Origin of the sequence: Xanthomonas euroxanthea (assembly GCF_903989455.1) — a bacterium.
In the GTDB taxonomy this organism is placed as follows: Bacteria; Pseudomonadota; Gammaproteobacteria; order Xanthomonadales; family Xanthomonadaceae; genus Xanthomonas; species Xanthomonas euroxanthea.
The window spans coordinates 602,080-629,072 of record NZ_LR861803.1 but is presented as its reverse complement, the minus strand read 5'-3'; the positions used below and the strand labels follow the sequence as shown (position 1 = coordinate 629,072).

The following is a 26,993-nucleotide window of genomic DNA, read 5'->3' as shown; positions in this document are numbered from 1 at the left end:
ATCAGAAGGTGAACACATATTCCGCCGCCACTTCGCGGCCGATCGGATTGAACAGCGTGGTGTTGTAGAAGCCGTAGCCGTAGAAGCGCTCCTTGTTCTCGTAGCCCACTTCGTTGAACACGTTGTTGACGTAGAAGTTGACCTTGGCGTGGTCGGTGATCTTGTAGCCGGTGCTGAGGTTCCAGTAGATCGCCGGGCCCACGCGGCCGAAGTAACGCTTGCTGCTCTCGCCCAGATGCACGTTGGCGGTGTCGGTGACCACGCATGCGTCGGCGGCACTGGGCTGGTAGCCATCGTCGAAACGCGCGCAGGTGCCCCAGTTGACCGCGCGCATGGAACCGAGCCGGCGAAAATACACCGTCCAGTCCCAGGCGCCGCCGTTATCCCAGTGCACGCTGCCCCGCACACGGCTGCGCACGCGTTCGTCGCGGCGGTTTTCATCGCTGTCGGTGCGGTAGATCTGCTCGCGGTAGGCCAGCAGGTTGTTGTAGTCCAGCGACAACTGGAAGTTGCCCCAACCCGCCGTGGCAAGCCGGTATTTCAGCGAGGCGTCAATGCCGGAGGTTTCCATCTGCGCCAGGTTGATCGGGCCGCGCTCGATGCTGGCGATGGTGCCATCGGCATTGCGCGTCACCCGCGAGGTGATGGTGTCGCAATAGCCGGCGCCGCCGGGGTTGTTCCAGGCACCGCCGCTGATGGTGGTGCCGGTGCGGCAGCCGGCTTCGGCCGACAGGATCTCGTCGCGGTCCAGATCCTTGATCATTTCCTCCAGCTGGATGCGGTAGTAATCCACGCTCAGCGACAGCCCTTGCGCGATGTCCCACACCACCCCGCCAGTGAACGAGCGGCCGGTTTCCGAGCGCAGATCCGGGGTGCCGCGCCGATTCACATCCACGGTGTAGTAGATGTTGTTGTTTTCGTCGTTGCAGCCGCCGGTCTGATACGCGCCAGAGGTGATGCAGCGATACTGGTCGATCACGGTCTGGTTGGTGGAGCTGGGTTCGCCGAGCACGTAGTGCATGTCAGGCGCGCGGAAGCTGGTGGCCAGCGTGCTGCGCAGCAACAGGCTCTCGACCGGCCGCCATTCCAGACCCGCGCTCCAGGTGGTGTCGCTCTGGGTGCCGACATCGGTCGCAATCGCGGCCGAGGAACGGTAATTGCCGTAGCGATCGTAGCGACCGGCGATGTTGGCGCTCAACGTCGACAGCAGCGGAATCTGGAATTCCAGCCCGGCCGAACTGCGCAGGCGTTCGCCACCACCACTGTCCACCACGTCCACCGGGTAGCATGCGTTGGCGCAGGGGTCGGGCGACAGCTGGTAGCCCTGCTTGGCGACTTCGGCCACGGTGGCGAAGCGGATCGGCCCGGCCCAGCCCTGCACCAGGTCGCCGCTGAGGCTGAAACTGGCCTGGTTCACCCACGAATAGGCCGAGTTGTGCGATTTGGCCACCAGGTCGTCGTACTCGCTCGAGGACAGCGGCGCATACAGGCGCGCCTGGTTGATCGCATGGATCGGCGTGCCATCGGCAGCGGTGCCGATGGGGCTGCCGAGGAAATACGCGGTGGCGCGCGCGGTATCCACGGTGCGCACGTATTCGTCCACCGTGTAGCGCGAGCGGCCAACGCTCAGTTCCCAGTCGAAGCGGTCCGCCCACGCCCCGCGCAAGCCGGCACTCAGGTCCCAGGACTGCTCCTTGTTGTAGTTGGCCAGCCGGTCCCAGCCGCCGGCTTCGCGCCGGGTGAGCTGACGGATCAGGTTCAACGAGCGCCCGGTGTCGGCGTCCTGAAACGGGCCCAGATATGCGTACGGCGGGTCGTAGGTCCAGCGGCCGATGCTGCGGTTGGCCGACAGCGTGGCCCAGGCTTCGGTGTGCTCGCCGAATTTCCAGGTGCCGTAGAGATAGGCCGAATAATCCTCGCTGCCGGTGACCAGCCCCCAGTCACCGTAGTCGCGCGCCACGCCGCAGTAATCGCCGGCATTGGTGACCACCCCGGTGTTCTGGTCGTAGCTCAGCCGTTGCCCATCGATGAACTCGCCGCCGAAGCGCGCGCAGGTGCCGGCAGGTGGCGCCAGGCGTTCGCTGGTGTTGGCATCGACCAGGCTCAGGCCGGTGAACGGGTTGAAGCCGTAGCGGCGGTTCTGGCCGGTCCAGTTGGAATAGGACATGTCGTCGGAGTCGTCCATCTGCGGGCGATCGCGCCCGTTCAGCGGGTCGCGCCGGGTGGCCTGCAGCGCGTAGGTCAGGCTCCAGTTCTCGCCGGTGCGCCCGCCCGCCCATGACACGTCGAAACTGTCACGGCCGCCTTCGGTCGCAGTGCCGCCGCGCAGGCGCACCTGGTCGCCCTGGTAGTCGCGCTTGAGGATCACGTTGACCACGCCGGCCACCGCGTCCGAGCCGTAGATCGCCGAGGCGCCGCCGGTCAGGATGTCGATGCGTTCCACCGCCGCGGAGGGGATGTTGCTGTAGTTGGAAAAGTTGCTTTCGCCGCCGTACGGCAGCGGGTAATCGGCCACGCGGTGGCCGTTGACCAGCAGCAGCGTGCGGCCCGGCCCCAGGTCGCGCAGGTTGATCGGCGAGGCATTGGGCGTGTGCGAGCCCCATTGCGTATCGGCCTCCACCGAGCCCTGCTGGTTCATGCTGTTGAGCACGTCGTAGACGGTGGCAAAGCCCTCCTGCTGGATCTGCTGCGCGGAGATGGTGACCACCGGCTGCGCGCCTTCGACCTGCGCGCGCTTGATGCGCGAGCCGGTGACGCTGACCGCGTCCAGCGTGGAGGTGGCACGCGGTTGATCCGGCTCGGCCTGCTGGGCAGTGGCCGACGGTGCGACGGCGGCGGTCAGGGCAAGGGACAAGGAAATCGACAAGGCAAGGCGATGACTGCGGCAGTTCATAAGATCCCCGGGAGAGGCCGGCATGGCCGGCGTGGCGTTCCACTGCAACGACGCCTGCGAGCGATGCACCGCATCGCCGCCCCCTGTCCGATGGCCCCCCGACCGTTCGGCGCAAGCGCCTGCCCAGCGACGCTAGGGTTGCGATGACATCGGTGTCAACACCTTGTCATGCAAGTGTGATTGACGTCGCGATCTGCGCGGTTTTGCGATGGTGCACACGGTTGGGGCCGCGAGCCGGTTGCGCGGGCTGGTGGTGCATCGGCGCAGCGTAGGAGCGCACCCGGGCGCGACCGGGGCATTCCCGGTAAACGCCTCGTCGCGCCCAGGTGCGCTCCTACGGGTCATGGGGTCATGGGGTCGTGGCTCATGGGGGTTGCGTGGACCAGGCACGACCAATCGACGATCGCCTCTTGCGGTATCCACGACCGGCCACAAAAAAACCCCGCCTTTCGGCGGGGTCCTTTTTTGCTGCAACAACCGGTGGGGCTGGATCAGAAATCCATGCCGCCCATGCCGCCCATGCCACCGCCGGCCGGCATCGCCGGCTCGTCCTTCTTCGGTGCATCGGCCACCATGGCTTCGGTGGTGATCATCAGGCCGGCGATCGAGGCTGCGTTCTGCAGCGCCGAACGGGTGACCTTGGTCGGATCCAGGATGCCGAACTCGACCATGTCGCCGAACTCGCCGTTGGCCGCGTTGTAACCGTAGTTGCCGGTGCCTTCCTTGACCTTGTTCAGGATCACGGACGGCTCTTCGCCGGCATTGGCCACGATCTCGCGCAGCGGGGCTTCCATCGCGCGCAGGGCGATCTGGATGCCGTGGGTCTGGTCTTCGTTGGCACCGGTCAGGTTACCGACGGCCACCAGCGCACGCACCAGGGCCACACCGCCGCCCGGGACCACGCCTTCTTCGACGGCTGCACGGGTGGCGTGCAGGGCATCTTCGACGCGGGCCTTCTTTTCCTTCATTTCGATTTCGGTCGAGGCGCCGACCTTGATCACTGCAACGCCACCGGCCAGCTTGGCCACGCGCTCCTGCAGCTTCTCGCGGTCGTAATCGGACGAGGTGTCCTCGATCTGGGTCTTGATCTGGCCAACGCGGGCTTCGATCGTGGCCGAGTCGCCGGCGCCGTCGATGATGGTGGTGTTCTCCTTGGAGACCTGCACCTTCTTCGCACGGCCCAGGTCCTTGATCGTGGCCTTCTCCAGCGCCAGGCCCACTTCCTCGGAGATCACGGTACCGCCGGTCAGCACGGCCATGTCTTCCAGCATCGCCTTGCGACGGTCGCCGAAGCCCGGTGCCTTGACGGCCACGACCTTGACGATGCCACGGATGGTGTTGACCACCAGGGTCGCCAGCGCTTCGCCTTCGACTTCTTCAGCGACGATCAGCAGCGGCTTGCCGGCCTTGGCCACGCCTTCCAGCACGGGCAGCAGGTCGCGCACGTTGGAGATCTTCTTGTCGTGCAGCAGGATGAACGGGTCGTCCAGGTCGGCCGACTGGCTCTGCTGGTTGTTGATGAAGTACGGGGACAGGTAGCCGCGATCGAACTGCATGCCCTCGACCACGTCCAGCTCGTTTTCCAGGCCCGAGCCTTCTTCAACGGTGATCACGCCTTCCTTGCCGACCTTCTGCATCGCTTCGGCAATGATGTTGCCGATCGACTCGTCCGAGTTGGCCGAGATGGTGCCGACCTGGGCAATCGCCTTGTCGTCGGTGGTGGGCTTGGAGATGTTCTTCAGCTCGATGACGGCGGCCTTGACGGCCTGGTCGATACCGCGCTTGAGGTCCATCGGGTTCATGCCGGCGGCCACGGCCTTGGCGCCTTCGCGGATCAGGGCCTGGGCCAGCACGGTGGCGGTGGTGGTGCCGTCGCCAGCGTTGTCGTTGGTCTTGGAAGCGACTTCCTTGACCATCTGCGCGCCCATGTTCTCGAACTTGTCAGCCAGTTCGATTTCCTTGGCGACGGACACGCCGTCCTTGGTGATGGTCGGCGCGCCGAAGCTCTTCTCGAGCACGACGTTGCGGCCCTTCGGGCCCAGGGTGGCCTTGACGGCATTGGCAAGCACGTTGACGCCACGGACCATGCGGGTACGTGCGTCTTCACCGAAACGAATGTCTTTAGCAGCCATTGGTATGTAACTCCGGAAATGGGGAATTGGGAATGGGGAATCGGTAGATCAACAGCGTGAATCGGGCCTGGGTGGGATGGCGAAGGGCGCTAGCCGCTTTGCCTATTCCCGATTCCCAACTCCCGATTCCCGGCGCATAGCGCCTGATCAGCCGATGACCGCCAGGATGTCGTCTTCGCGCAGCACCTTGTACTCGACGCCTTCGGACTTGTAGCTGCTGCCGGCGTACTGGCCGTAGATGACCTTGTCGCCGACCTTGACCACCGGCGCGCGCAGGCTGCCGTTGTCCAGGGGCTTGCCGGCGCCGATGGCGACGACTTCACCCTTGGTGGACTTTTCCTTGGCGGAGTCCGGGATCACGATGCCGCCGGCGGAAACTTCGTCGGCTTCGATCGGCTTGACTACAACGCGGTCGTGAAGCGGCTTGATGCTCATAGAGAAAGACCCTCTTAAGTGATTGATTGGTCTGGAAATTATCGGCGATGTTAGCACTCGCATGTGACGACTGCCAGCACAGCGCGCGGAAAAAACCCGACAGAGCGGGTGCGGGCCAGAGATTGTGCTGTGTGGGCAGCTTTCAAGGGCTGGGGGCAAAAATTTTTTCGCCGGGCAGTCCCGGTCCACAGCTGGCAGGGCCGCTGGCGGGAGCCGGCGGGCAGTTCGCCAGGTGGCTGCGAGCGGGCGGGTTTGCCACCGGACTGCGCAACGGGCTGCGGCGCCTGGCGGCACTGGGCACTGGGCACTGGGCACTTGGCACTGGCACTGGCACTTGGCACTTGGCACTTGGCACTTGGCACTGGCACTTGGCACTGGCACTGGCACTGGCACTTGGCACTGGCACTGGCACTGGCACTGGCACTGGGCACTTGGCACTTGGCACTTGGCACTTGGCACTGGGCACGGGGCACGGGGCACGGGGCACTGAGCGGTAAGCGGTAAGCGGGTTAGCCGAGTCACCGGGCCAGCCGCACTAAAAATGGAACCAGGTTCCACCGATTGTCATGCGCACGTCTTACAGTCGGCAACGCATTCCCCGATCACAAGGAGCTGTCGATGAGGTTGCCGTCCCGTGCCCGTGTTTCCCCCTTGCGCTGGTCCCTGCGCTGCGCGCTTCCCCTGGCCTGTGCCTTCGCGCTGGCCGCCCCTGCCGCCCACGCGGCGGTGTTCATCAACGAACTGCATTACGACGACGCGGGCGCCTCCGGCGACAGCGGCGAAGGCGTGGAGGTGGTGGCCACCGCCGGCGAATCGCTGAGCGGCTACCGCATCTATCTGTACAACGGCAGCACGCCGGGTGCGGCCACGGTCTACGTCAACACCGCGGTGCCGGCCGGCAGCCTGGTCAGCTGCGGCAGCCAGGTGCGCGTGGCCACGGTCGGCTATGCCAGCAACGGCGTGCAGAACGGGCCCAACGACGGGGTGGCGCTGGTCGATCCCAACGGGCAGCTGGTGCAGTTCCTCAGCTACGAAGGCGCCATCACCGGCAGTGGCGGCCCCGCCGCGGGCGTGACCAGCCAGACCCTGCCGGTCAGCGAGAGCAACAGCAGCGCGGTCGGCAGCTCGCTGCAACTGACCGGCACCGGCAGCAGCGCGGCCAACTTCAGCTGGTCCGGCTCGTCGGCGCAGACCTTCGGCGCGTGCAACCGCGGCCAGAGCTTCAACGGCAGCGGCGGTGGCGGCGAGACCGGCGGCGCACCGACGATCACCAGCACCACCCCGACCCAGGGCGCGACCGGCTTCCCCGCCGCAGGCGACCTGAGCGTGGGCTTCAGCGAGGCGGTGACGCTGGGCAGCGGCGCCTTCGCGCTCAGCTGCGCCAGTTCCGGCACGGTGGCGCTGAGCTACCCGACCAGCGGCACCCGCTTCAGCCTGTCCACCAACACCGCGCTGGTGGGGGGCGAGCGCTGCACCCTGGCGATCACCGCCAGCGCCATCCGCGATGCCAGCGGGCTGAGCCCGGCCGCCAACCAGGCCATCGCCTTCACCGTAGCCACCGCCAGCGGCGGCGGTACCGGCTATTACGCGCGGGTCAACACCGCCAATGCCAGCCAGTTGCGCTGCTCGCTGCACACCGTGATCAAGGGCCACACGGTCTATCCGTACAGCGGCTCGGGCACCAGCACCTGGACCATCCTGGAAATGGCCGACGAGGATCCCAACAACAGCGGCCGGATCCTGGACGCCTACCGCAACCGCAGCTACGCCAAGGGCAGCGACCGCGCCGGCACCGGCAGCGGGCTGACCTACAACCGCGAGCACACCTGGCCCAACTCGCTGGGCTTTGGCAGTGCCAGCGGCGACAAGGGCCTGCCGTATGCGCCCTACACCGATACCCACATGCTGTATCTGACCGACACCGCCTTCAACGCCGACCGCGGCAACAAGCCCTACGCGGCCTGCACCAGCAGCTGCGGCGAGCGGGTCACCGAGGTCAACGACGGCAGTGGCGGCGGCAGCGGGCGCTATCCGGGCAATTCCAACTGGGTGCGCACCCCCGACGGTAACGGCGGCACCTTCGAGGTGTGGGGCAAGCGCAAGGGCGACATGGCGCGTGCGGTGATGTACATGGCGATCCGCTATGAAGGTGGCACCGACGCAGCCACCGGGCAGTCCGAGCCGGACCTGGAGCTCACCGACGACCGCAGCAAGATCGTGCAGACCTCGGCCTCGCCGGCCTACATGGGCCTGCTGTCCACGCTGCTGGCCTGGCACCAGGCCGACCCGCCGGACGATGCCGAGCGCGCCCGCAACCAGGTGATCTTCAGCTTCCAGGGCAACCGCAATCCGTTCGTTGACCACCCCGAATGGGCGACGTCGAGCCTGTTCACCTCGGCCAAGCCGGCCAGCTGCCAGCTGGCCGAGTGATCCAGACCGGCCCGGCGCGCAAGGCGTCGGGCCGGGCGTCGGCCTGCGGCGGCAACCCACACCATCGCCCGCGCGGCGAACGTGCGCGGCCGCCAGCCCGCGACGTCCGACGTTGTGCCCTTCATCCGGCACATCGCCATCGCGTCCTTGCATGCGCGAGCCGCCGGCGCGCGGGCACCGCCGCCCGGCCACCCGGCCGCCAGGCCTGGCGAAGTTGACGCCCTGTTCCGGAATCTGCTGTCGATCCCCTGCAGACAGGGGATTACACTGCGCGGTCACATGAGCGCCGCTTCCCTCCATCTATTGTTCAGCACCTGCCCGGACGCCGACAGCGCCGAGCGCATTGCGCGCGCGCTGCTGGACGAACGCCTGGCCGCCTGCGTCACCCAGTTGCCCGGCGTGCAGTCGCTGTATCGCTGGAACGGGGCGATCGAGCGCAGCCAGGAAGTGCAGCTGTTGATCAAGACCTGGGAAGACCGCGTGCCGGACGCCATCGCGCGGCTGCGGGCGCTGCATCCGTATGAACTGCCGGAGGCGATCGCGGTCCAAGCCAGCGCCGGGCTGCCGGCGTATCTCGATTGGGTCCGGGCCGAAACCCGCAAGGAATCCTGACGTCCATGAAGTCTCTGTCCCGCTGGATCGCCCGCTGCGCACTGCTGGCCGTACCGTTGCTCGCCGCACCGCTGGCGCTGGTGGCGCCCCTGCCCGCGCAGGCCGCGGTCAGCGAGGCCGACCTGCTGCCGGTGGACCAGGCCTTCACGCTCAGCGCCACCGCCGACAGCCGCGACAGCATCGCGCTGCGCTGGAAGATCGCGCCGGGCTACTACCTGTATCGCCACCGCATCAGCGTCAAATCCGGGCAAGGCTTTGCCGCCGGCGAGCTGGCGCTGCCGGAAGGCCAGAGCAAGCACGACGAGTTCTTTGGCCAGGTGCAGACCTACCGCAAGCAACTGCAGGCCAGGCTGGCCGGCAAGGCCGATGCCGGGCTGCGGACCGCGGTGCTGCAGGTGCAATACCAGGGCTGCGCCGATGCCGGCGTGTGCTACCCGCCGCAACGTCGCGAACTGCGCGTGAGCTTGCCCGAGGCCGCGACGGCCGCGACGGCCTCGGCGCCCGCCGCCACCGCCACCCAGCGCGAGAACCTGGGCGCACTGGTGCCGCGCGCACCGGCGGGCCCGCGCCTGTTCGGCAGCACCGGCCAGGCCGCCGGCGTGGACGCACTGCCGCTGCCGGCCGAGCAGGCCTTCCGCTTCGAGGCGATCGTTGGCGACGGCAACAGCCTGCTGCTGCGCTTCACCCCGGCGCCCGGCTACTACATCTATCGCGACCGCACCTCGCTGGCGCTGGAAGGCGCCGGCGGGGTGCGTCCCGGGCTGCCGCGCTGGCCGCAGGGCAGCGCGCACCGCGACGAGCATTTCGGCGACGTGGTGGTGTATTTCGACCAGGCCGAAGTCACCTTGCCGTTGCTGCGCGAGCACGCCGAGCCGGTCAGGACGACGCTGGTGGCGACCTTCCAAGGCTGCCAGACCGACGGCATCTGCTACCCGCCGATGACCCGCCGCGTGGCGCTGGAGCTGCCCGCCGGCACCGTGTCGCCGCAGAACCAGGCGCAGGCGGCACCGCTGATGATTTCGCCGCTGCCCGCCGGGCAACTGCCTGCCGAGCCGGCGCCGGCACCGACGCCCGCGGCGACTGCGGCACCGGCCGCAGATGCCTCGGCCGACAATCCGCAACGCACCCAGCCGCCGCATACCGACAAGGGCCTGCTGGCGATGCTGGTGCTGGCCCTGCTCGGCGGGCTGGTGCTGAACCTGATGCCCTGCGTGCTGCCGATCCTGTCGCTGAAGGTGCTGGGCCTGGCCCACAGCGGCGAGAGCCGCAGCCACGCGCGCAGCCATGCGATCTGGTACTCGCTGGGCGTGCTGGTGTCGTTCGCGGCGATCGGCGCGCTGGTGATCGGCCTGCGTGCGGCCGGGCAGGCGGCCGGCTGGGGCTTCCAGCTGCAGCAGCCGTGGTTCGTCGCGGCGCTGGCGTATCTGATGTTTGCGGTGGGCCTGAGCCTGTCGGGCGTGTTCACGCTGGGCGGCAACCTGGGCGGCATCGGCCAGTCGCTGGCGTCGCGCAATGGTCCGCTGGGCGACTTCTTCACCGGCGTGCTGGCCTGCGTGGTGGCCAGCCCGTGCATCGCCCCGTTCATGGGCACCGCACTGGCATATGCGTTCACCGCCCCGGCGCTGCTGGCGATGCTGGTGTTCCTGGCGCTGGGCCTGGGCCTGGCGCTGCCGTTCCTGCTGATCGGCTTCATCCCCTCGCTGGCGCGGCGCCTGCCCACGCCCGGCGCGTGGATGGAGACCCTCAAGCAGGTGCTGGCGTTCCCGATGTATCTCACTGCGATCTGGCTGCTGTGGGTGCTGGGCAAGCAGCGCGGCGTGGACGCGCTGGCGCTGATGCTGGTCGGTGCCACCCTGCTGGCGCTGGGCCTGTTCTGCTTCGAGCGCAGCCGCTGGAAAAGCCACCGCATCGGCATGGGCCTGGCGGCGGTGATGCTGGTGCTGGCGATCGTGCCGGTGGTCGGGGTCACCCGCCTGCGCCTGCCGGCGGCCACCGCCGCCGAGGGTGTGGTGGCGTACTCACCGCAGCTGCTGGACCGCCTGCGCGCCGACAACCGGGTGGTGTTCGTCAACATGACCGCGGACTGGTGCGTGACCTGCAAGGCCAACGAAAAGAACGTGCTGAGCAGCGCCGACTTCCGCGACGCGCTGCGCCGCGTCGACGCGGTCTACATGAAAGGCGACTGGACCAACGTCGATCCCAGGATCAGCGCCTTCCTGGACCAGCATCAGGCCGTCGGCGTGCCGCTGTACGTGGTCTATGGCCCCGGTGCCCCGCCGGCGGTGCTGCCGACCGTGCTGACCAGTGCCATCACCGAGGATGCGTTGCTGCGCGCAGCGCGCTGAGCCGGCCGGCACGCCGGCCGTCGCGCCGGCGAGCATGGCGGCCTGATCCGGCAATGGCGCGGGCTGATGACAACGGCAGCGCCAGCGCTGACACCGTTGGATGTCGGTACTCACGGGTAGGGCGTCGCTGCCGGCCATGTTGATCGACAGCACGGCGGACACCAGGCGTGGATCGACGCAAGGCCTCATCGTTGTGCCGGCAATCAGCCCCACTTCCGCGCGAGCGGACACGGCAAACGCCCCGACGGCAATTCAGCGCGTGGTCGGCCTGCGATCGACCGACCGGCCGCGCCAGGAGCCAGCCGCGAAACGGCGGCCCCGCAAGGTTCCACGCAGCAGCACCACTGCCCGCCACATCCAAATTTGAAACAAACGTTTAAAACAAGCCTAACTTCGCCTATCTGGACAGCATCGGCCACATCGCGCAGACTTCCGGCCTTTCCGCTCTCCCGGATGTCATGGCCCACCTGCTGCTGTTGCATGGCCCCAACCTCAACCTGCTCGGTACCCGCGAGCCGGATGTCTATGGGCGCACCACGCTGGCGCAGATCGATGCGGCCCTGGTGGACCGCGCGCAGGCGGCCGGGCATACGCTGGCCTGCCTGCAGTCCAATGCCGAGCACGTGCTGGTGGAGCGCATCCACGCCGCGCGCGAGGACGGCACCGCCTACATCCTGATCAACCCGGCCGCCTTCACCCATACCTCGGTGGCGCTGCGCGACGCGCTGCTGGGCGTGGGGTTGCCGTTCGTGGAAATCCATCTGTCCAATCCGCATGCGCGCGAGCCGTTTCGCCACCACAGCCATCTCAGCGACAAGGCCGATGGCGTGATCTGCGGCTTTGGCGCAGACAGCTACCGGCTGGCGCTGGAAGCGGTGATCGCGCGGCTGGAGCGCGACGCATGACACCCGTATCGCCGGCGCCTGCGCCGGCCGCCTGACCCCATTCCGCCGGCAGCCGCCGGCAACCTCCACCGATTCACCTCATGAGGCCCGTATGGATCTCCGCAAAATCAAGAAACTGATCGACCTGCTCGAAGAATCCAATCTCGCCGAAATCGAGATCAAGGAAGGCGAGGAAAGCGTGCGTCTGGCGCGCGTGCCCAAGGGCACGACCGTGATGAGCGCGCCGGTGCAGCAGTACGCACCCGCCCCGCTCGCGCAGGCCCCGGCGGCGGCGGCCAGCATGCCGATGCAGTCGCCCACCGAGGCCTCCACCGGCGGCGCCAAGCAGGCTGCCGCCTTGCCGGACGGCCACGTGCTGCGTGCACCGATGGTCGGCACGTTCTACACCTCGCCCTCGCCGGACAAGCCGGCCTTCGTCACCGTCGGCCAGCAGGTCAAGGCCGGCGAAACGCTGGCGATCATCGAGGCGATGAAGATGTTCAACCCGATCGAAGCCGACGTCTCCGGCACCATCGTGGCCATCCTCGGCGAAACCGGCCAGCCAGTGGAATTCGATCAGCCGCTGTTTGTGATTGGCTGAAGCGCCGGGGAATCGGGAGTGGAGAATCGGGAATCGGCAAAGCGGCCTCATGAACGCCTGGAGGCGTGGCGCGATTCCATGGAGCTTGTGGAAATGATCTATCGGTTCACCGAACTCTTTCCCGAGCAGGAGCGCTACGGCCTGACGGCGCAATTGCGCCGTGCAGCCGTCAGCGTCCCGTCGAACATCGCCGAAGGTGCGGCGCGGCGCTCAACTCCCGATTACGCGCGGTTTCTCTCGATTGCGCGCGGATCGCTCTCCGAACTGGATACACAGGTCCAGATCGCCGTCCGACTGGGCTATAGCAACACCGAAGACGAAGACATCGTCAGCCATCAGATCGACCAAGTCTTTGCCAAGCTCACCGCATTGATGAATGCCTTACGCAGACGTGGAGCCGCACCATGATGCCCGCATCTACCCATTCCCCATTCCCGACTCCCTATTCCCATGCTCGATAAAGTCGTCATCGCCAACCGAGGTGAAATCGCGCTGCGCATCCTGCGCGCGTGCCACACGCTCGGCATCCGCACGGTCGCGGTGCATTCCACGGTCGACCGCAACCTCAAGCACGTGGCCATGGCCGACGAGTCGGTGTGTATCGGCCCGGCCGCCTCCAGCGACAGTTACCTCAACATCCCGGCGTTGATCGCCGCGGCCGAGGTGACCGATGCGCAGGCCATCCATCCCGGCTACGGCTTTTTGTCGGAAAACGCCGACTTTGCCGAGCGCGTGGAGGAATCGGGCTTCATCTTCATCGGCCCCAGGGCCGACACCATCCGCCTGATGGGCGACAAGGTCGAGGCGATCCGCGCGATGAAGGCCGCCGGCGTGCCGTGCGTGCCCGGTTCTGGCGGCCCGCTGGGCGATGACATCGTCGCCAACACCAAGGTGGCGCGCGAAATCGGCTACCCGGTGATCATCAAGGCCGCCGGCGGCGGCGGTGGACGCGGCATGCGCGTGGTGCATTCGGAGGCGGCGCTGAAGGCCGCCATCGAAACCACCAAGTCCGAAGCCAAGGCCGCTTTCAGCAACGACCAGGTCTACATGGAGAAGTTCCTGGAGAATCCGCGCCACGTGGAGATCCAGGTGCTGGCCGACGGCCAGGGTGGTGCGATCCATCTGGGCGAACGCGATTGCTCGATGCAGCGCCGCCACCAGAAGGTGGTGGAAGAAGCGCCGGCGCCCGGCATCACCGAAGAGCTGCGCAACGAGATCGGCAAGGTCTGCGTGGATGCCTGCATCCGCATCGGCTACCGCGGTGCCGGCACCTTCGAGTTCCTGTTCGAAAACGGGCGCTTCTACTTCATCGAAATGAACACGCGCATCCAGGTGGAGCATCCGGTCACCGAGCGCATCACCGGCATCGACCTGGTCTGCGAGCAGCTACGCATCGCCGCCGGCCGCAAGCTGACCATCAAGCAGAGCGACATCGTGCTGCGCGGGCATGCGATCGAGTGCCGCATCAATGCCGAGGACCCGGAAACCTTCATGCCCAACCCGGGCCTGATCACCGCCTTCCATCCGCCCGGCGGCCCCGGCGTGCGTGTGGATACGCACATCTATGCCGGCTACAAGGTGCCGCCGAACTACGACTCGATGATCGGCAAGCTGATCGTGCACGGCCCCGATCGCGAGACCGCGATCGCGCGCATGCGCGTGGCGCTGAGCGAGATGGTGGTGGACGGCATCAAGACCAACATCCCGCTGCAGCAGCGCATCATGCGCGACAAGGGCTTCCAGGCCGGTGGGCAGAACATCCACTACCTGGAAAAGCGCCTGGCCGAGCGCAAGAACAAGTCGATCGCGCTGACCTGATCGCAGCAGGCAGAGCACAGAAAAGCCCGGGAAACCGGGCTTTTTTGCGTTGTTTCCCGGTGCATCGCGCCGGCAGTGCCTCACGCAGGCCAGGCACGCGGCCAGCCGACCCATGCGTAGGAGCGCACCCGGGCGCGACCGCGCCTTAGCGGTGGAACCTCGTCGCGCCCGGTTGCGCTCCTACGGGATCCGGGGTGCGACCGGATCCGCTGCGCAGATCTTGTCGTCCGCGCGGATGCGCATCGCACCCGCATCGGAGCGCGATGCGCTGCATCGCTCAGCGCCGCGGCGCCGGCTGCTGGCTGCCCGGCACCGGCACGATGCCGCTGGACGAGGCCGGGTCGACCACGGTCATGGTTTCGGTGGAACCATCCGGCCATACCACCTGGAACGTGGAGCCGGCCGGCAAGGTCGAAAACGGCATCGCGCTGCTGGCGCGGTACACCGCGGCCACCTGGCTGGCGCCATGCCGTCGCTGCTGCTCGTCGGCGGTGACCGTGGTCGACTTGACCGACAGCGGCTGGTAGCGGTGATCGGCGGTGTCGATCATCACAATGCCCACGGCCGCGGCCGAATACGCCACGAACAACGCGACCCAGAACCAGAACTTGGCGCCGTGCGCCAGGCGACGGTAATTCATGACTGCGCTCCCGGCTCGGAGACCAAGGCATCGACCATCTCATCCACTCTGTCTGCTCCCTGCCGCGGCACCGCGGCATCGAATACGAACGACACGAAATCCTGTGCGCTGTCGCGCGAGCAGATGCCCGCGTTGGCGCAATAGCTGGTGACCAGGGTGCTGTCTGCGCTGCAGTCCAGCCCCAGCCGGCACGCGGCCACCTGCCAGGCCAGCTCGGCGAACTGATCGCCGGCCACATAGCCGGCCAGGCTGTCATCGCCACTGGCGCGCGCGCCCATCGCCGGCGCCAGCGCCAGGTAGGCCTCCGGATCACGCGAGGCCAGCACGCGCTGCACCAGCGCGCGCCTGTAGCTGGGCGCGCGCTGCAGCGGCTCGCCCAGCGCCAGCAATGCCGCCTCGGCCGCCAGGTTGCCCGCACGCGCGGCCGCCTGGCGTTGCTGCGCCACCAGCCGTGGGCTCAGGCCATCGCTGGGCGCAAAGCCGGCGCAGCGTTGCGCCACGCGCGTGCGCGCGGCGTGCATCGCCACCACCCCCGGCGTGTGTTGGGCGGCGATCCACGCGCTGTCGGCGGCATAGCCGGCCGGGCTGGACGCATACGGGGCGCAGTAATCGTAGACGCGGCTCAGGCGCCACCCCGCCTGCGCATCGCCGGCGCGCACCTGCTGCTGCAATTGCTGTGCATAGCGGTACAGGTCCGGCTGCGCGTCCACCGCATCGCGGTAGGGCAGCTGCAGGGCAGTGCCGCGTTCGGCAGGCGCGTGCGCCGTCGATACAAGCGCGCCTGCGCGGGCAGTGACTGCCGCCGCTGACGGCGCCGCAGCGGGCAGATCGTCCGGTTGCGCGCGCACATGCCACCACGCCGCCGCGAGCGCGACGGGAGCCAGCAACAGCCACAGATGGCGGGAACGAGCAAACGGCATGGACGGCGGCGACCCTGCTGCGGAAAGCCCCGCAGCGACGGCGCGGAGTCTAGCACCCGCATTCGCACGCGCTGGCGCGCAAGCGGACGCTGCCGGAGCGGGTTGCGAAAGAGGGAGTGCATGAGGAGGCAGATCTGCGCGTGTGTGGTGTAAGTGGCGCGCGGCGGCTGTTTGGTTGCCGGCGCGTTCGCCTCAGCCGCCGGCAGCTGCCGGCGGCACTGCGCTGCGGCCGCAGTGCGGCGTCCGGCGTCCGGCGTCGGCGTCGGCGTGATCGTGCGCTCGACGCATGCAGGCACCCAGGCACCGTTGCGCAAGGGTCGGCCCGCACGAATGGTCTACGATGCACGCTTTCGAATTGCCCGACCGCCACGATGCCGTTTCTTGAACTGACCCTGCCCTGCTCCGATGCCACCCAGCCCCGTTACCAGAATGCGCTGGACGATATCGGCGCGCTGGCGGTGACGCTGCTCGACGCCAATGCCGACACCAGCAACGAGCGCGCCATTCTCGAACCCGGCGTCGGCGAAACGCCGCTGTGGAACACGATGGTGCTGAATGCGCTGTTCGACGGCGACAGCGATGCGCTGGTGCTGCTCGCCGCGCTGGAGGCGTTCGATCCCGGGCTGGACTGGAGCCAGGTCGCGTTCCGCACGGTCGACGACAGCGACTGGGAACGCGCCTGGATGGATCAGTTCAAGCCGATGCAGTTCGGCGCGCGCACCTTCATCGTGCCGTGGAATCACGCGCTGCCCGAGGCCGCGCAAGCGCCCGACGCGGCGGTGATCCGCCTGGATCCGGGCCTGGCGTTCGGCTCGGGCACGCACCAGACCACCGCGCTGTGCCTGCGCTGGCTGGACAGCCTGGCCGGCAGTGGCGAGCTGCAGGGCCGCAGCGTGCTGGATTTCGGCTGCGGCTCGGGCATCCTCGCCGTCGCCGCGTTGAAGCTGGGCGCTGCCAGCGCGGTGGGCGTGGACAACGACCCGCAGGCGTTGCTGGCCACTGCCGACAATGCCGAGCGCAACGCCCTGCAGGCGCAGCTGGCGGTGTACCTGCCGCAGGACGAGCCGGTGCAGACCTATCCGGTGGTGGTTGCCAACATCCTGGCGTCGGCACTGGATGCGCTGGCCGACACCTTGTCCGCACGCGTGGCGCCGGGCGGGCGGATCGCCTTGTCGGGCATCCTGCACGGCCAGGAAGAGGAGCTGCTGCAACGCTACGCGCCCTGGTTCGAGCAACTGCGCTGCGAACGCGACGAAGACTGGATGCGCATCGACGGCGTGCGCCGCCACTGACGCCGCCTCGCGTCAGCGCGGCGGCCGGCCGGCGCGGATCTGCGCGGTAGTCACTGCATCGGCCACGCTGATGGCGCGCAGCCGGGTCACCGCCTGCCAGCCCGCGCGCTGCAGCGCCGCGCTGCGCCACGGCCCGGCCTGCCGGGCCACATGGACACGCAAGCCCAGCTCGGCCAGCAGCAATGCCGCCCAGGCCGGGAGCGACCACGCCTGCAGGCCCAGGCTCGCCACGCCGCCGGCCAGCGCCAGCAAGCCCATCCCCGTCGCCAGCAGCCGCCAGTGCCGCTGGCGCAGCGCCCACCACCGCGGCGCCAGCCCGGCCGACCACTGCGTGCCGTCGGCGACGGCGGTCCACGCGTCATGGCGCCGCCAGACCTGGTAGCACGGTGCGCCACGAAAGTGATTGATCGCCGGATCCAGTGGCGAATGTGCCGGCCATGCGGCTGTTGGCGGAGCGGCCGGCGGCCTGGCTGGCGGCGTTGCCGGCATGCTGGGGCGGGCGGTGTCGGGAGCGGCTGGCTCGACCATGGACATCCTCCTTGAGTTCGCTGTGATCCCGTCATCACTGACGTGACGACAGTATCGCAAACATATCGGCATATGAAAGTTATACGAACTATCCCTGTTTGCTGCTAGGGCTATATCTCCCGGCCCGTTCCCACTCACGGTGCCGTGTGAGCAAGTTGTACGAACGCGTCCGCGAAGCCCGCGCGCTGACCAAGCTGACCCAGGAAGCGCTGGCCGGCGAACTGGGCGTGACCCGCAGCGCGGTGGCGCAGTGGGAGATGGCCGAAGGCACCGCGCCCTCGGTGGAAAACCTGATCGGCCTGGCCAGGCGCAGCGGCATGGCCTTCGAATACCTGGCCACCGGCCGCGGCGAGCGGACCTTCGGCCCGCCGGTGCCGGCGATCGCCGAAGAGCCGGCGCAGTACCGCCACCTGGACGACCAGCAACGCGTGCTGCTGAACCGCTTCGACACGCTGGCCCCGCGCCAGCGCAGCGGCCTGCTCGATCTGCTGCTGGCCGAGGGCAAGACGCGGCGCAGGCGTTGATTCGGGATTCGGGATTCGGGATTCGGGATTCGGGATTCGGGAGTCGGGAGTCGGGAGTCGGGAGTCGGGAATCGGGAATCGGGATTCGGGATTCGGGATTCGGGAATCGGGATTCGGGAATCGGGAATCGGGAGTCGGGAGTCGGGAGTCGGGAGTCGGGAGTCGGGAGTCGGGGCAGGCTGCTCGGGGCGTCATTCGGAAGGCAAGCTCGGAGTTGGCAGCTAGCCCAATCGGATGCGGATGATGTGGCGCCGGAACTTCCGCGTGTGGGCTGGAATACGGCCTTTGGCCGCAACTGCGTGGACACGCTCCGAGTTGGCAGCTACCCCAAGCGGATTCGGATGACGTGGCGCCGGCAACTTCGTTTGCACGTTGGCTGGAATGCGGGCGTTGCTGGAATGCGGCCCTTGGCCGGGACAGGGCGCTGACAGTGGCACGACGGTCGGCCACCCGGTGAATGCATGCCCGCAGTCGATAGAAAGCGGTATCGGCGCCTGTGGTGCGTGTCGCACGCACGCATGACGCACCCGGGTTCGCCCGCTGGCGTGCGCGTGGTTGAATAGAGCCCTTCCCGCTGCACGCCTGCCGATGTCCGAGACTCCGCCACCGCGCCGCCCCCTGGCCACGTTCCTGCGTGCGACGCCGGCGGCTCCATCGCTGCTGCCGACCCCGGTGGTGCCTGCTGCCGAACCGCCGCTGCCCGCGCCGCCGGTGCCGGCCAGCGAACTGGCGCCGGCGCCGTCAACCGAGCCGGTGGCCGCACCGGCGGCACCGAGCGTGTCGCCGCCCTTCGAGCCGCTGGTGACCGCGCCGCGCAGCGAGCCCGCGCCGGTGGGCATCCCCCTGCCAGGCGGCGATGCCGGCCAGGCCGCAGCGGACGCCACCGCGCCGGACCGGCCTGCCTGGACCACGGCAACTGCGCGCCCGCTGCCCGGCGATCCTGCCGAAGGCTCAGCGGCCGGCGCCAGCGACACCCGCACCGCGATCGCCGGCACTTCCGCTGCACAGCAGACCGCCGCACATCCGGGCGGCGTGGCGGCCGGCAGCATTGCCGGCGCAGACCAGCAGCGCGCGCACTCCGCTGCGTCCGGCGTTGCATCCGTGCCGGACGCCACGCCAGCGTCCGGTGCCGATCCAGATACGGGCGCCGAGCCAGGCGGCAGCGCCGCAGGCCCTGCCGGCGCAGCGGCACCTGACCGGTTCCAACCCCTCGCGGCCCAGGCCGCGCCCGCCTTCGCACGCTGCGGGCTGGCCCGGCCACGGCTGCGCGCCAGCGGCCGCCAGTGGGCCTTGCTGGTCGGGCTGGTCGGCCTGCTGGCGTTGCAGATCGTCATCGCCGACCGCGCGCAGCTGGCCGCCGATGCGCGCTGGCGTCCGCTGGCCAGCGCGGCCTGCGCGGTGGCGCGCTGCACGCTGCCGGCCTGGCGCGAGCCGGCCGCGCTGACCTTGCTCCATCGCGATGTGCGCCCGCTGCCCGGGGTGCCGGGCGTGCTGCAGGTCCAGGCCAGCTTCCGCAACGAGGCGCGCTGGGCGCAGGCCTGGCCGTGGCTGCAGCTGTCGTTGTCCGACGCCGACGGGCGGGTGATCGGCACGCGCGTGCTGGCGCCGCAGGAGTATCTGGGCCAGCCACCAGCCGCGCAGGACACGCTCGCGCCGGGCCAGGCGGTGCAGGTGGCGTTTGCCGTACGCGAGCCGGCCGCGAGCACCGCCGCCTTCAGTTTCGACTTCCGCTGAGCGGACGCGACCTGCGCCGATGGCCACACGGGCGTGGCGAGCGGTGAGGTCACGCGCTAGACTCACTCCCCCTCGCCGGCCACGCGTCCCGGCTTCGTGACACTGGGAACCCTCCTTTGAACGCAGCCCCCTCTCGCCCTGACCCCGGTCGTGGCGCCCCGAAGTCGCCGCTGCGCGAACACGTGGCCCAGTCCGTCCGCCGTTACCTGCGTGACCTGGACGGCAGCGACGCCGACGATGTGTACGAAATCGTGTTGCGCGAGATGGAGATCCCGCTGTTCGTGGAAGTGCTCAACCACTGCGAAGGCAACCAGAGCCGCGCGGCGGCGATGCTGGGCATTCACCGTGCCACGCTGCGCAAGAAGCTCAAAGAGTACGGGTTGACGTAGGACGGGATTGGGGAATCGGGAGTGGGGAATCGTTAGAGCGTTGGGGTGTGCTGCGGGCTGGCAGTGCGCTGCGCTGGCACGCTTGGTGATGACGCGGCCGATGGACGATCTCGTTGCGTGTTGCGGAATGCGCAGCGTGTTGATGTCGGGTCGGGCTGCCCAAAGTGTTCGCTCTTGATCCCACGCCTTGGCGCAGGACTTCCGTCGCGCCCAGCGTGCCGCGCATGGCGCGCCTTCTTCATCTGATTGGGCCAACCGCCGCGTCTTCGGCGGTTGGCCGCAGTGCTGGATCGGCAACGCCGATCGCCTGGTCGAGGGGATTGCTCAGTTCGGCAAGTGCGTCACCGCTGCATGGTCGCCTGCGGACGCCGGCCCGCTGCCCTGTTCCAGCACGATGGTGGCGATGGTGTCGAACGGATCGTCGAACTTCTCGACCACGTTCTTGTCTTCGTCCACCTGATAGGCGGTGTCGGCCTCGACGCCCTCTTCTCCGGTCTTGGCGATGATGTTGGTATAGCGCTTGCCGTCCCAGCAGCGGAAGATCAGCACCGAGTCTTCGCCACCGGTCAGGGTGGAGCCCAGGCTGCCGATCAATCTGCTGTTGGCGCCGGCCGTCAGGATGCTGTTCTTTCCCGCGGTCAACTTGCTGCGGTCGCCCGCCATCAGCGTGCAGTCGTCGCCTGCGGTGAGCCTGCTGCGGTCCCCGGCGGTGAGGAAGCTGTTGCTGCCGGCCAGCAACTTGCTGCGATCGCCGGCGATCTGGGTACTGTCGGCGCCAGCGATCAGCTTGCTGCGGTCGCCCGCCGTCTGCACGCTGCCCATACCGGCGATCAGCGTGCTGCGCGAACCGGCCGTCTGCGAGCTCAGCTTGCCGGCGATCAGCATGCTGCGATGGCCGGCAATCTGGGTGCTTTCGTGCCCCGCGATCAACGAGCTGCCATAGCTGGCGATCTGGTTGCTGCCGTAGCCGGCCGTCAGATAGCTGCGCACGCCGCTGGTCAAGCTGCTGCCATAGCCGGCAATCAACGAGCTGTCCTGCCCGGCGGTTTCGGTGCTGCCGTACCCCGCGGTCAACGAGCTGTTGTCCTGCGCGATCAACGTGCTGCCGTAGCCGGCGGTCAGGGTACTGTCGCCACCGGCGGTCTGGCTGCTGCCGTAGCCGGCGATCAAGGTGCTGTCTGCACCGGCGGTTGCGGTGCTGCCATAGCCGGCAGTCAGGTCGCTGCCCTTGCGCGCGGTCTGGGTACTTCCGTAGCCGGCAGTGAGCGAGCTTTCGCCGCCGGAGGTTTGCGTGCTGCCGTAACCGGCGATCAAGGTGCTGTCCGCGCCGGCCGTGGAGGTACTGCCGTAACCGGCCGTGAGGTCGCTGCCGGTGCGGGCGGTCTGCGTGCTGCCGTAGCCCGCGGTCAGCGAGCTGTCGTTGCCGGAGGTCTGTGTACTGCCATAACCGGCAATCAGCGAGCTGTCGGCACCGGCGGTACCGGTGCTGCCATAGCCGGCGGTGAGGTCACTGCCGTCCTGCGCTGTCTGCGTGCTGCCGTAGCCGGCCGTCAGCGAGCTTTCCCCGCCGGAGGTCTGGGTGCTGCCGTAGCCGGCGATCAGCGAGCTGTCGGTGCCCGCCGTGCTGGTGCTGCCGTAGCCTGCAGTGAGGTCGCTGCCGTTCTGCGCGGTCTGGGTGCTGCCGTAACCGGCCGTCAACGAGCTGTCGCCGCCGGAGGTTTGCGTACTGCCATAGCCTGCTATCAGCGAGCTGTCTGCCCCTGCGGTTTCCGTGCTGCCGTAACCGGCGGTCAGGTCGCTGCCATGCCGCGCGGTCTGGGTGCTGCCATAGCCGGCCGTCAGCGTGCTGCCCCCGCCTGCGGTCTGGGAACTGCCGTAGCCGGCAACGATGGTGCTGTCGGATCCGGCCACGCCGGTGCTGCCGTAGCCTGCGATCAACTCGCTGCCGTCACCGGCAGTCTCGGTACTTCCATAGCCGGCGATCAGCTGGCTCTGGTCGGCGCCCGTGAGCGTGCTGCCATAGGTGGCGATTTCGCGGGTGCGCAAGATCGCATTCGAAGGCTGTGCGGCCTGTGGGTCGATGCCGCTGGCCGCCACTGGATGTGGCGCGGTGGAAGGCGCACCGCTGTCGACGGCCGGCGCAGTGAACTGCGCCTGCGCTGCCTTGGGAATGAAGTCCGCGGCAACGACTGCAGGCGGCTCCGGCTGGGGCGGGGTGTGCTGCGCAATGCCCGCGGCAATGCACTGCATCGCGCCGGCACGGTTGCCGGCGTAGACCACCTCGGCGCGGGGGAACTTGATCATTCCCTCCTCGCCCAACCAGATGATGTCGGCGGTATCCACCATGCAGACCACCCAATGCGCATCGGCATGCATGTTCAGATGCGCATTGGTGCCCTGCCCCCACAACAGGCCGGTCAAACCGTTTTCCTGCTTGATGGTGGGTTGCCAATGCCGGCACTCGACACTACCGGACTGCGGCCAGATCAGTCCGCAATGATCGGACATGTTGTTCGTGCAGGTGCGTAAGGCCAGGACTTTTTCGCGATTCATAGGCTTGCTCTCATGAGGATGTTCCGGGCAGCTGCGCAAACCGGCGTGCATGCCCTGGCCAATCGAGGGATGCGGGTCATCCCGCCGTCATGGCGAGACGGATCCGCCCATCGGCAAGGGCAGTCGCGGTACTGCGGCGGTTGGTCATCGACGAGCGCCACCAGGCGCACGCGCGCTGCGGTGTCTTGCTTGAATCGCAGGGTCATGGATGGCCGTGACGGCAAGACGCAGCGGGGAGTGACGGCAAGGCTGGCTCCTGCGCGACAGCCGTTGCAGCAATTAGCGACGGGACGCCTCGCCGAGAGCGTCGTTGCTGGTGAACCGGTTGAGCGAATCGGTCAGCGAGCACAGATCGTCGGTCAGCCCGGCGTGGCCACTGTCGCCGCAGCGGAAGACAGGTGCGCATTCCCGAAGGACAGCCGGGTGCGCCACGCACGGGGACCGGTTTTTTTGATCAATCTGCGACCGGCTCCGGATTGTGTTCGTCAGTGCACAAGCCGAATCAAGGAACGTGTCGCGCACTCACCGCATCGCGTCGCGAACGCATGCCGGCATCAGATGAAGCGCCATCGCCCGCGAAAAGAGGCCCCCCCGCGCCCCGTGGCAATGCCGTGCGAGGCTGCAACTGAGATGCAGTGTATTCAATGCGCGTGATCCATTCGCGCCTGCAGGCAATGCACGGTTGGCAGTTTCATCGTGGCGATGACTGCCCGCAGCGGTGACTGGCGTCAGGCAACACGCGCAGCAGACACTGTTGCAACCGTCTGCCTGGCCGATGCAACGTTCGCGCAGCGTCGAACGTATCGCCCGTTGCGACGCATCACCTGATGATCGAAGCCTGGCACGCCTGTGGCCGGAGCGCGTCGTCTGCGTCATCGGGTGCCCGGCATCGCTGCAAGCCGGGCACCGAGGTGCGCCACGCACTCGCGCCCCGCTGTCGCAGATCACAGGGAACGCCACCTTTGGCAGCGACGCAGACCGAGGCCAGCTGGTCGCGCACGCCGCCATGGCCCGCGCGACCGACCAGCGCGGCCACCAGCAACGACGCTGCAGCCGCAGCGGGCATCACCTGGCTGGCGCCGATGCCGCCGCGAGACAGCGTGCCCGGCATCGGCCGCAGCAGCGCCCGGAAGTGTCCTGCCCGCGCATGGATCGACGCCATCACGGGCAGTCGAGCCCATTCGAGCGCCGGTGCGGCCTACAATATCGGCTGCCCCGCCTTGATAGCCCCCACCAATGGCCTCTGATTTCCTGCCCGTGCGCCGGGCCCTGCTCTCCGTTTCCGACAAGACCGGCCTGGTCGATCTGGCCCGCGCGCTGGCAGCGCGCAACGTCGCGCTGCTGTCCACCGGCGGCACCGCCAAGGCGCTGCGCGAGGCGGGCCTGCCGGTCACCGACGTCGCCGAGCTGACCGGGTTTCCGGAGATGATGGACGGCCGCGTCAAGACCCTGCACCCGCTGGTGCACGGCGGCCTGCTCGGCCGCGCCGGCGTCGATGAAGCAGTGATGGCCGAACACGGCATCGTGCCGATCGACCTGCTGGTGCTGAACCTGTATCCGTTCGAGTCGGTGACCGCCAGGGCCGACTGCACGCTGGCCGACGCGGTGGAGAACATCGACATCGGCGGCCCGGCGATGCTGCGCTCGGCGGCGAAGAACTTCGCCCGCGTGGCGGTGGCCACCGACCCGGCGCAGTACGCCGAATTGCTGGCCGAACTCGACGCCAACGACGGCCAGCTGTCGGCGGCCAAGCGCTTTGCGCTGTCGGTGGCCGCGTTCAACCGCGTGGCGCAGTACGACGCGGCGATCAGCAACTACCTGTCGGCGGTGGCCGACAGCGCCGAAGCGGTGCCCACGCGCAGCCCGTTCCCGGCGCAGATCAATTCCAACTTCGTCAAGGTGATGGACCTGCGCTACGGCGAGAACCCGCACCAGGCCGGCGCGTTCTACCGCGACCTGTATCCGGTGCCGGGCACGCTGGCCACCTTCCAGCAGTTGCAGGGCAAGGAGCTGAGCTACAACAACCTGGCCGATGCGGATGCGGCATGGGAATGCGTGCGCCAGTTCGATGCGCCGGCCTGCGTGATCGTCAAGCATGCCAACCCCTGCGGCGTGGCGGTGGGCGCGGCCTGCGGCGATGCCTACGAGCTGGCCTACGCCACCGACCCGACCAGCGCCTTCGGCGGCATCCTGGCCTTCAACAAGACCCTCGATGCGGCGACCGCGAAAGCCATCCTGGACCGCCAGTTCGTCGAAGTGCTGATCGCCCCGGACTACGAGCCCGGCGCGCTCGACTACGCGACCAAGAAGGCCAACGTGCGCGTGCTCAAGATTCCGCACGGCAACGGCCTCAACAACTACGACACCAAGCGGATCGGCTCGGGCCTGCTGATGCAGTCGTCCGACAACCGCGGCATGTCGCTGGGCGAGCTGAGCGTGGTCACCCAGCGCGCGCCCAGCGAGGCCGAACTGGGCGATCTGCTGTTCGCCTGGCGCGTGGCCAAGTACGTCAAATCCAACGCGATCGTCTACGCCAAGGACAACCGCACCATCGGCGTGGGCGCCGGGCAGATGAGCCGCGTGGTCAGCGCCAAGATCGCCGCGCTCAAGGCCGAGGAAGCCAGGCTCACGGTGGCCGGCTCGGTGATGGCGTCGGACGCGTTCTTCCCGTTCCGCGACGGCATCGATGCCGCCGCCGCTGCCGGCATCCAGGCAGTGATCCAGCCCGGCGGGTCGATGCGCGACGGCGAAGTGATTGCCGCCGCCGACGAACACGGCATCGCGATGGTGTTCACCGGCGTACGGCATTTCAGGCACTGATAGAGCCAGGAATGGGGAGTTGGGAATCGGGAATCGGCAGAGCGGTTCCCTAGATACCACTCCACACCGTACGGCCCGCAGAACCAGAGACTTTGCTTTTCCTATTCCCCATTCCCCATTCCCGGCACTCACATGAAAATCCTCGTCATCGGCTCCGGCGGCCGTGAACATGCCCTGGCCTGGAAGATCGCGCAGTCCGCACGCGTGAGCGAAGTGCTGGTGGCACCGGGCAATGCCGGCACCGCGACCGAAACCAAGTGCCGCAATGTCGCGATCAAGGTCGATGACCTGGATGGCCTGCTCGCCCTGGCCCAGCGCGAAGCCGTGGCGCTGACCGTGGTCGGCCCGGAAGTGCCGCTGGTGCTGGGCGTGGTCGACCGTTTCCACGCCGCCGGCCTGCGCATCTTCGGGCCCACTGCCAAGGCCGCGCAGCTGGAGGGCAGCAAGGCCTTCGCCAAGGATTTTCTCGCGCGTCATGGCATCCCCACCGCGTACTACGCCGTGCACACCGAGGTGGACGCCGCGCTTGCGTACGTGCGCGAGAAAGGCGCGCCGATCGTGGTCAAGGCCGATGGCCTGGCCGCCGGCAAGGGCGTGATCGTGGCGATGACGCTGGGCGAGGCCGAAGACGCGGTGCGCGACATGCTCTCGGGCAATGCGTTCGGCGATGCCGGCGCGCGCGTGGTGGTCGAGGAGTTTCTCGATGGCGAAGAAGCCAGCTTCATCTCCATGGTCGACGGCACCCACGCCTTGCCGATGGCCACCAGCCAGGACCACAAGCGCGTCGGCGACGGCGACACCGGCCCCAATACCGGCGGCATGGGCGCGTATTCGCCGGCCCCGGTGGTCACGCCCGAGGTGCACGCGCGGGTGATGCGCGAGGTGGTCGAGCCGACCGTGCAGGGCATGATCGCCGACGGCGTGCCGTTCACCGGGTTCCTGTACGCCGGGCTGATGATCGATGCGCACGGCGCGCCCAAGGTGATCGAATTCAACGTGCGCTTCGGCGACCCGGAGACCCAGCCGGTGATGCTGCGCCTGCAGTCGGACCTGGTGGATCTGCTCGACGCGGCCATCGACGGCAAGCTCGACCAGGCGCAGGCGCACTGGGACCCGCGTCCATCGCTGGGCGTGGTCATCGCTGCCCGGCCCTACCCGGAAACCCCGGTCACCGGCGAAGTCATCACCGGCCTGGACGCCGTGCCCGCCACCGCCAAGGTCTTCCATGCCGGCACTGCACTGAATGCCAACGGTGAGGTCGTCAGCGCCGGTGGCCGCGTGCTGTGCGTTGCCGCCCTGGGGGACAGCGTGCAGGAGGCGCAGCGCAACGCCTATGCCGGCCTGCAGCCGATCCACTGGACCAACGCCTTTCATCGCAGCGATATCGGCTGGCGTGCGATCGCCCGCGAGCGCGACGCACAGGGCTGAGCACTCGCAACCACA

Annotated in this window: 21 protein-coding genes; 13 read left to right on the top strand and 8 right to left on the bottom strand. The window is 68.1% G+C overall.

The genetic code is table 11. The features are described 5' to 3' along the window. Nucleotide 1: 1 nt before the first annotated feature. The 3 genes from H7A86_RS02660 to H7A86_RS02650 all read right to left on the bottom strand — a co-directional run bounded on the left by H7A86_RS02660 (nucleotide 2) and on the right by H7A86_RS02650 (nucleotide 5,460). Nucleotides 2-2,893 (bottom strand): TonB-dependent receptor plug domain-containing protein, encoded by a 2,892-nt coding sequence (locus tag H7A86_RS02660; protein WP_119130440.1) that lies wholly within the window; start codon nucleotides 2,891-2,893, stop codon nucleotides 2-4. A 491-nt stretch (nucleotides 2,894-3,384) separates the two neighbouring features. After that, complete coding sequence (gene groL, locus H7A86_RS02655; RefSeq protein WP_011035771.1) at nucleotides 3,385-5,025, bottom strand: chaperonin GroEL; 1,641 nt, start codon at nucleotides 5,023-5,025, stop codon at nucleotides 3,385-3,387. A gap of 147 nt (nucleotides 5,026-5,172) precedes the next feature. After that, complete coding sequence (locus tag H7A86_RS02650; protein ID WP_003483210.1) at nucleotides 5,173-5,460, bottom strand: co-chaperone GroES; 288 nt, start codon at nucleotides 5,458-5,460, stop codon at nucleotides 5,173-5,175. Between the two features lie 618 nt (nucleotides 5,461-6,078). On the opposite strand from H7A86_RS02650, the gene H7A86_RS02645 reads away from it, so the two are divergent. From H7A86_RS02645 to accC, 7 genes are all read left to right on the top strand, one after another. Then, complete coding sequence (locus H7A86_RS02645; RefSeq protein ID WP_119130436.1) at nucleotides 6,079-7,890, top strand: endonuclease; 1,812 nt, start codon at nucleotides 6,079-6,081, stop codon at nucleotides 7,888-7,890. Between the two features lie 279 nt (nucleotides 7,891-8,169). After that, nucleotides 8,170-8,502: a divalent-cation tolerance protein CutA gene (gene cutA, locus H7A86_RS02640; protein WP_104583552.1), complete on the top strand. Its 333-nt coding sequence runs from the start codon at nucleotides 8,170-8,172 to the stop codon at nucleotides 8,500-8,502. A 5-nt stretch (nucleotides 8,503-8,507) separates the two neighbouring features. Next, on the top strand, nucleotides 8,508-10,847 hold the full coding sequence (locus H7A86_RS02635; RefSeq protein WP_119130434.1) for a protein-disulfide reductase DsbD family protein: 2,340 nt from the start codon (nucleotides 8,508-8,510) through the stop codon (nucleotides 10,845-10,847). Between the two features lie 458 nt (nucleotides 10,848-11,305). Then, complete coding sequence (aroQ, locus tag H7A86_RS02630) at nucleotides 11,306-11,752, top strand: type II 3-dehydroquinate dehydratase (protein WP_039523162.1); 447 nt, start codon at nucleotides 11,306-11,308, stop codon at nucleotides 11,750-11,752. A gap of 91 nt (nucleotides 11,753-11,843) precedes the next feature. Beyond that, the gene (gene accB / locus H7A86_RS02625; RefSeq protein WP_104583548.1) at nucleotides 11,844-12,332 is read left to right on the top strand and encodes an acetyl-CoA carboxylase biotin carboxyl carrier protein; all 489 of its coding nucleotides are present in this window, start codon (nucleotides 11,844-11,846) and stop codon (nucleotides 12,330-12,332) included. Nucleotides 12,333-12,410: 78 nt separating this feature from the next. Beyond that, a complete protein-coding gene (locus tag H7A86_RS02620) occupies nucleotides 12,411-12,740 on the top strand; it encodes a four helix bundle protein (protein WP_232099201.1) in 330 nt (109 codons plus the stop codon). Nucleotides 12,741-12,782: 42 nt separating this feature from the next. Next, complete coding sequence (gene accC, locus H7A86_RS02615) at nucleotides 12,783-14,150, top strand: acetyl-CoA carboxylase biotin carboxylase subunit (protein WP_104583546.1); 1,368 nt, start codon at nucleotides 12,783-12,785, stop codon at nucleotides 14,148-14,150. A gap of 277 nt (nucleotides 14,151-14,427) precedes the next feature. Here accC and H7A86_RS02610 read toward each other — a convergent pair whose 3' ends face one another. Beyond that, nucleotides 14,428-14,790, bottom strand: a complete 363-nt coding sequence (locus H7A86_RS02610) for a hypothetical protein (RefSeq protein WP_104534522.1) — start codon at nucleotides 14,788-14,790, stop codon at nucleotides 14,428-14,430. Beyond that, the gene (locus H7A86_RS02605) at nucleotides 14,787-15,710 is read right to left on the bottom strand and encodes a hypothetical protein (protein ID WP_115675837.1); all 924 of its coding nucleotides are present in this window, start codon (nucleotides 15,708-15,710) and stop codon (nucleotides 14,787-14,789) included. Before H7A86_RS02605 ends, H7A86_RS02610 begins: the two co-directional genes overlap by 4 nt. A 371-nt stretch (nucleotides 15,711-16,081) precedes the next feature. Between H7A86_RS02605 and prmA the strand changes: the two genes are divergently transcribed. Continuing rightward, nucleotides 16,082-17,002 carry a 50S ribosomal protein L11 methyltransferase gene (gene prmA / locus H7A86_RS02600; RefSeq protein WP_039509979.1) on the top strand — a complete coding sequence of 307 codons (921 nt, stop codon included), beginning with the start codon at nucleotides 16,082-16,084 and terminating at the stop codon, nucleotides 17,000-17,002. A gap of 12 nt (nucleotides 17,003-17,014) precedes the next feature. Here prmA and H7A86_RS02595 read toward each other — a convergent pair whose 3' ends face one another. Further along, on the bottom strand, nucleotides 17,015-17,536 hold the full coding sequence (locus H7A86_RS02595; RefSeq protein WP_119130430.1) for a hypothetical protein: 522 nt from the start codon (nucleotides 17,534-17,536) through the stop codon (nucleotides 17,015-17,017). Nucleotides 17,537-17,676: 140 nt separating this feature from the next. Here H7A86_RS02595 and H7A86_RS02590 point away from each other — a divergent pair, with 140 nt between their 5' ends. From H7A86_RS02590 to fis, 3 genes are all read left to right on the top strand, one after another. Further along, nucleotides 17,677-18,054, top strand: a complete 378-nt coding sequence (locus H7A86_RS02590) for a helix-turn-helix transcriptional regulator (RefSeq protein ID WP_104583543.1) — start codon at nucleotides 17,677-17,679, stop codon at nucleotides 18,052-18,054. Nucleotides 18,055-18,642: 588 nt separating this feature from the next. Further along, nucleotides 18,643-19,788, top strand: coding sequence for a DUF3426 domain-containing protein (locus tag H7A86_RS02585; RefSeq protein WP_119130428.1), 1,146 nt, complete (start codon nucleotides 18,643-18,645; stop codon nucleotides 19,786-19,788). Nucleotides 19,789-19,904: 116 nt separating this feature from the next. Continuing rightward, complete coding sequence (gene fis, locus H7A86_RS02580; RefSeq protein WP_104583541.1) at nucleotides 19,905-20,177, top strand: DNA-binding transcriptional regulator Fis; 273 nt, start codon at nucleotides 19,905-19,907, stop codon at nucleotides 20,175-20,177. 324 nt (nucleotides 20,178-20,501) lie between these two features. On the opposite strand, the gene H7A86_RS02575 is transcribed toward fis, so the two are convergent. Both H7A86_RS02575 and H7A86_RS21215 read right to left on the bottom strand, forming a co-directional pair. After that, a complete protein-coding gene (locus tag H7A86_RS02575) occupies nucleotides 20,502-22,730 on the bottom strand; it encodes a beta strand repeat-containing protein (RefSeq protein ID WP_119130426.1) in 2,229 nt (742 codons plus the stop codon). A gap of 820 nt (nucleotides 22,731-23,550) precedes the next feature. Continuing rightward, the gene (locus tag H7A86_RS21215) at nucleotides 23,551-23,892 is read right to left on the bottom strand and encodes a hypothetical protein (RefSeq protein ID WP_115675828.1); all 342 of its coding nucleotides are present in this window, start codon (nucleotides 23,890-23,892) and stop codon (nucleotides 23,551-23,553) included. Between the two features lie 74 nt (nucleotides 23,893-23,966). Here H7A86_RS21215 and purH point away from each other — a divergent pair, with 74 nt between their 5' ends. Both purH and purD read left to right on the top strand, forming a co-directional pair. Next, nucleotides 23,967-25,550 (top strand): bifunctional phosphoribosylaminoimidazolecarboxamide formyltransferase/IMP cyclohydrolase, encoded by a 1,584-nt coding sequence (gene purH / locus H7A86_RS02565; RefSeq protein ID WP_119130424.1) that lies wholly within the window; start codon nucleotides 23,967-23,969, stop codon nucleotides 25,548-25,550. Nucleotides 25,551-25,682: 132 nt separating this feature from the next. Beyond that, a complete protein-coding gene (purD, locus tag H7A86_RS02560; RefSeq protein ID WP_119130422.1) occupies nucleotides 25,683-26,978 on the top strand; it encodes a phosphoribosylamine--glycine ligase in 1,296 nt (431 codons plus the stop codon). Nucleotides 26,979-26,993: the final 15 nt, after the last annotated feature.

What these genes read in the sequence shown, in the direction of transcription:
- H7A86_RS02660 (WP_119130440.1), bottom strand. Translation starts at nt 2,893, where the DNA reads ATGAACTGCCGCAGTCATCGCCTTGCCTTGTCGATTTCCTTGTCCCTT.
- groL (WP_011035771.1), bottom strand. Translation starts at nt 5,025, where the DNA reads ATGGCTGCTAAAGACATTCGTTTCGGTGAAGACGCACGTACCCGCATG.
- H7A86_RS02650 (WP_003483210.1), bottom strand. Translation starts at nt 5,460, where the DNA reads ATGAGCATCAAGCCGCTTCACGACCGCGTTGTAGTCAAGCCGATCGAA.
- H7A86_RS02645 (WP_119130436.1), top strand. Translation starts at nt 6,079, where the DNA reads ATGAGGTTGCCGTCCCGTGCCCGTGTTTCCCCCTTGCGCTGGTCCCTG.
- cutA (WP_104583552.1), top strand. Translation starts at nt 8,170, where the DNA reads ATGAGCGCCGCTTCCCTCCATCTATTGTTCAGCACCTGCCCGGACGCC.
- H7A86_RS02635 (WP_119130434.1), top strand. Translation starts at nt 8,508, where the DNA reads ATGAAGTCTCTGTCCCGCTGGATCGCCCGCTGCGCACTGCTGGCCGTA.
- aroQ (WP_039523162.1), top strand. Translation starts at nt 11,306, where the DNA reads ATGGCCCACCTGCTGCTGTTGCATGGCCCCAACCTCAACCTGCTCGGT.
- accB (WP_104583548.1), top strand. Translation starts at nt 11,844, where the DNA reads ATGGATCTCCGCAAAATCAAGAAACTGATCGACCTGCTCGAAGAATCC.
- H7A86_RS02620 (WP_232099201.1), top strand. Translation starts at nt 12,411, where the DNA reads ATGGAGCTTGTGGAAATGATCTATCGGTTCACCGAACTCTTTCCCGAG.
- accC (WP_104583546.1), top strand. Translation starts at nt 12,783, where the DNA reads ATGCTCGATAAAGTCGTCATCGCCAACCGAGGTGAAATCGCGCTGCGC.
- H7A86_RS02610 (WP_104534522.1), bottom strand. Translation starts at nt 14,790, where the DNA reads ATGAATTACCGTCGCCTGGCGCACGGCGCCAAGTTCTGGTTCTGGGTC.
- H7A86_RS02605 (WP_115675837.1), bottom strand. Translation starts at nt 15,710, where the DNA reads ATGCCGTTTGCTCGTTCCCGCCATCTGTGGCTGTTGCTGGCTCCCGTC.
- prmA (WP_039509979.1), top strand. Translation starts at nt 16,082, where the DNA reads ATGCCGTTTCTTGAACTGACCCTGCCCTGCTCCGATGCCACCCAGCCC.
- H7A86_RS02595 (WP_119130430.1), bottom strand. Translation starts at nt 17,536, where the DNA reads ATGTCCATGGTCGAGCCAGCCGCTCCCGACACCGCCCGCCCCAGCATG.
- H7A86_RS02585 (WP_119130428.1), top strand. Translation starts at nt 18,643, where the DNA reads ATGTCCGAGACTCCGCCACCGCGCCGCCCCCTGGCCACGTTCCTGCGT.
- H7A86_RS02575 (WP_119130426.1), bottom strand. Translation starts at nt 22,730, where the DNA reads ATGAATCGCGAAAAAGTCCTGGCCTTACGCACCTGCACGAACAACATG.
- H7A86_RS21215 (WP_115675828.1), bottom strand. Translation starts at nt 23,892, where the DNA reads ATGGCGTCGATCCATGCGCGGGCAGGACACTTCCGGGCGCTGCTGCGG.
- purH (WP_119130424.1), top strand. Translation starts at nt 23,967, where the DNA reads ATGGCCTCTGATTTCCTGCCCGTGCGCCGGGCCCTGCTCTCCGTTTCC.
- purD (WP_119130422.1), top strand. Translation starts at nt 25,683, where the DNA reads ATGAAAATCCTCGTCATCGGCTCCGGCGGCCGTGAACATGCCCTGGCC.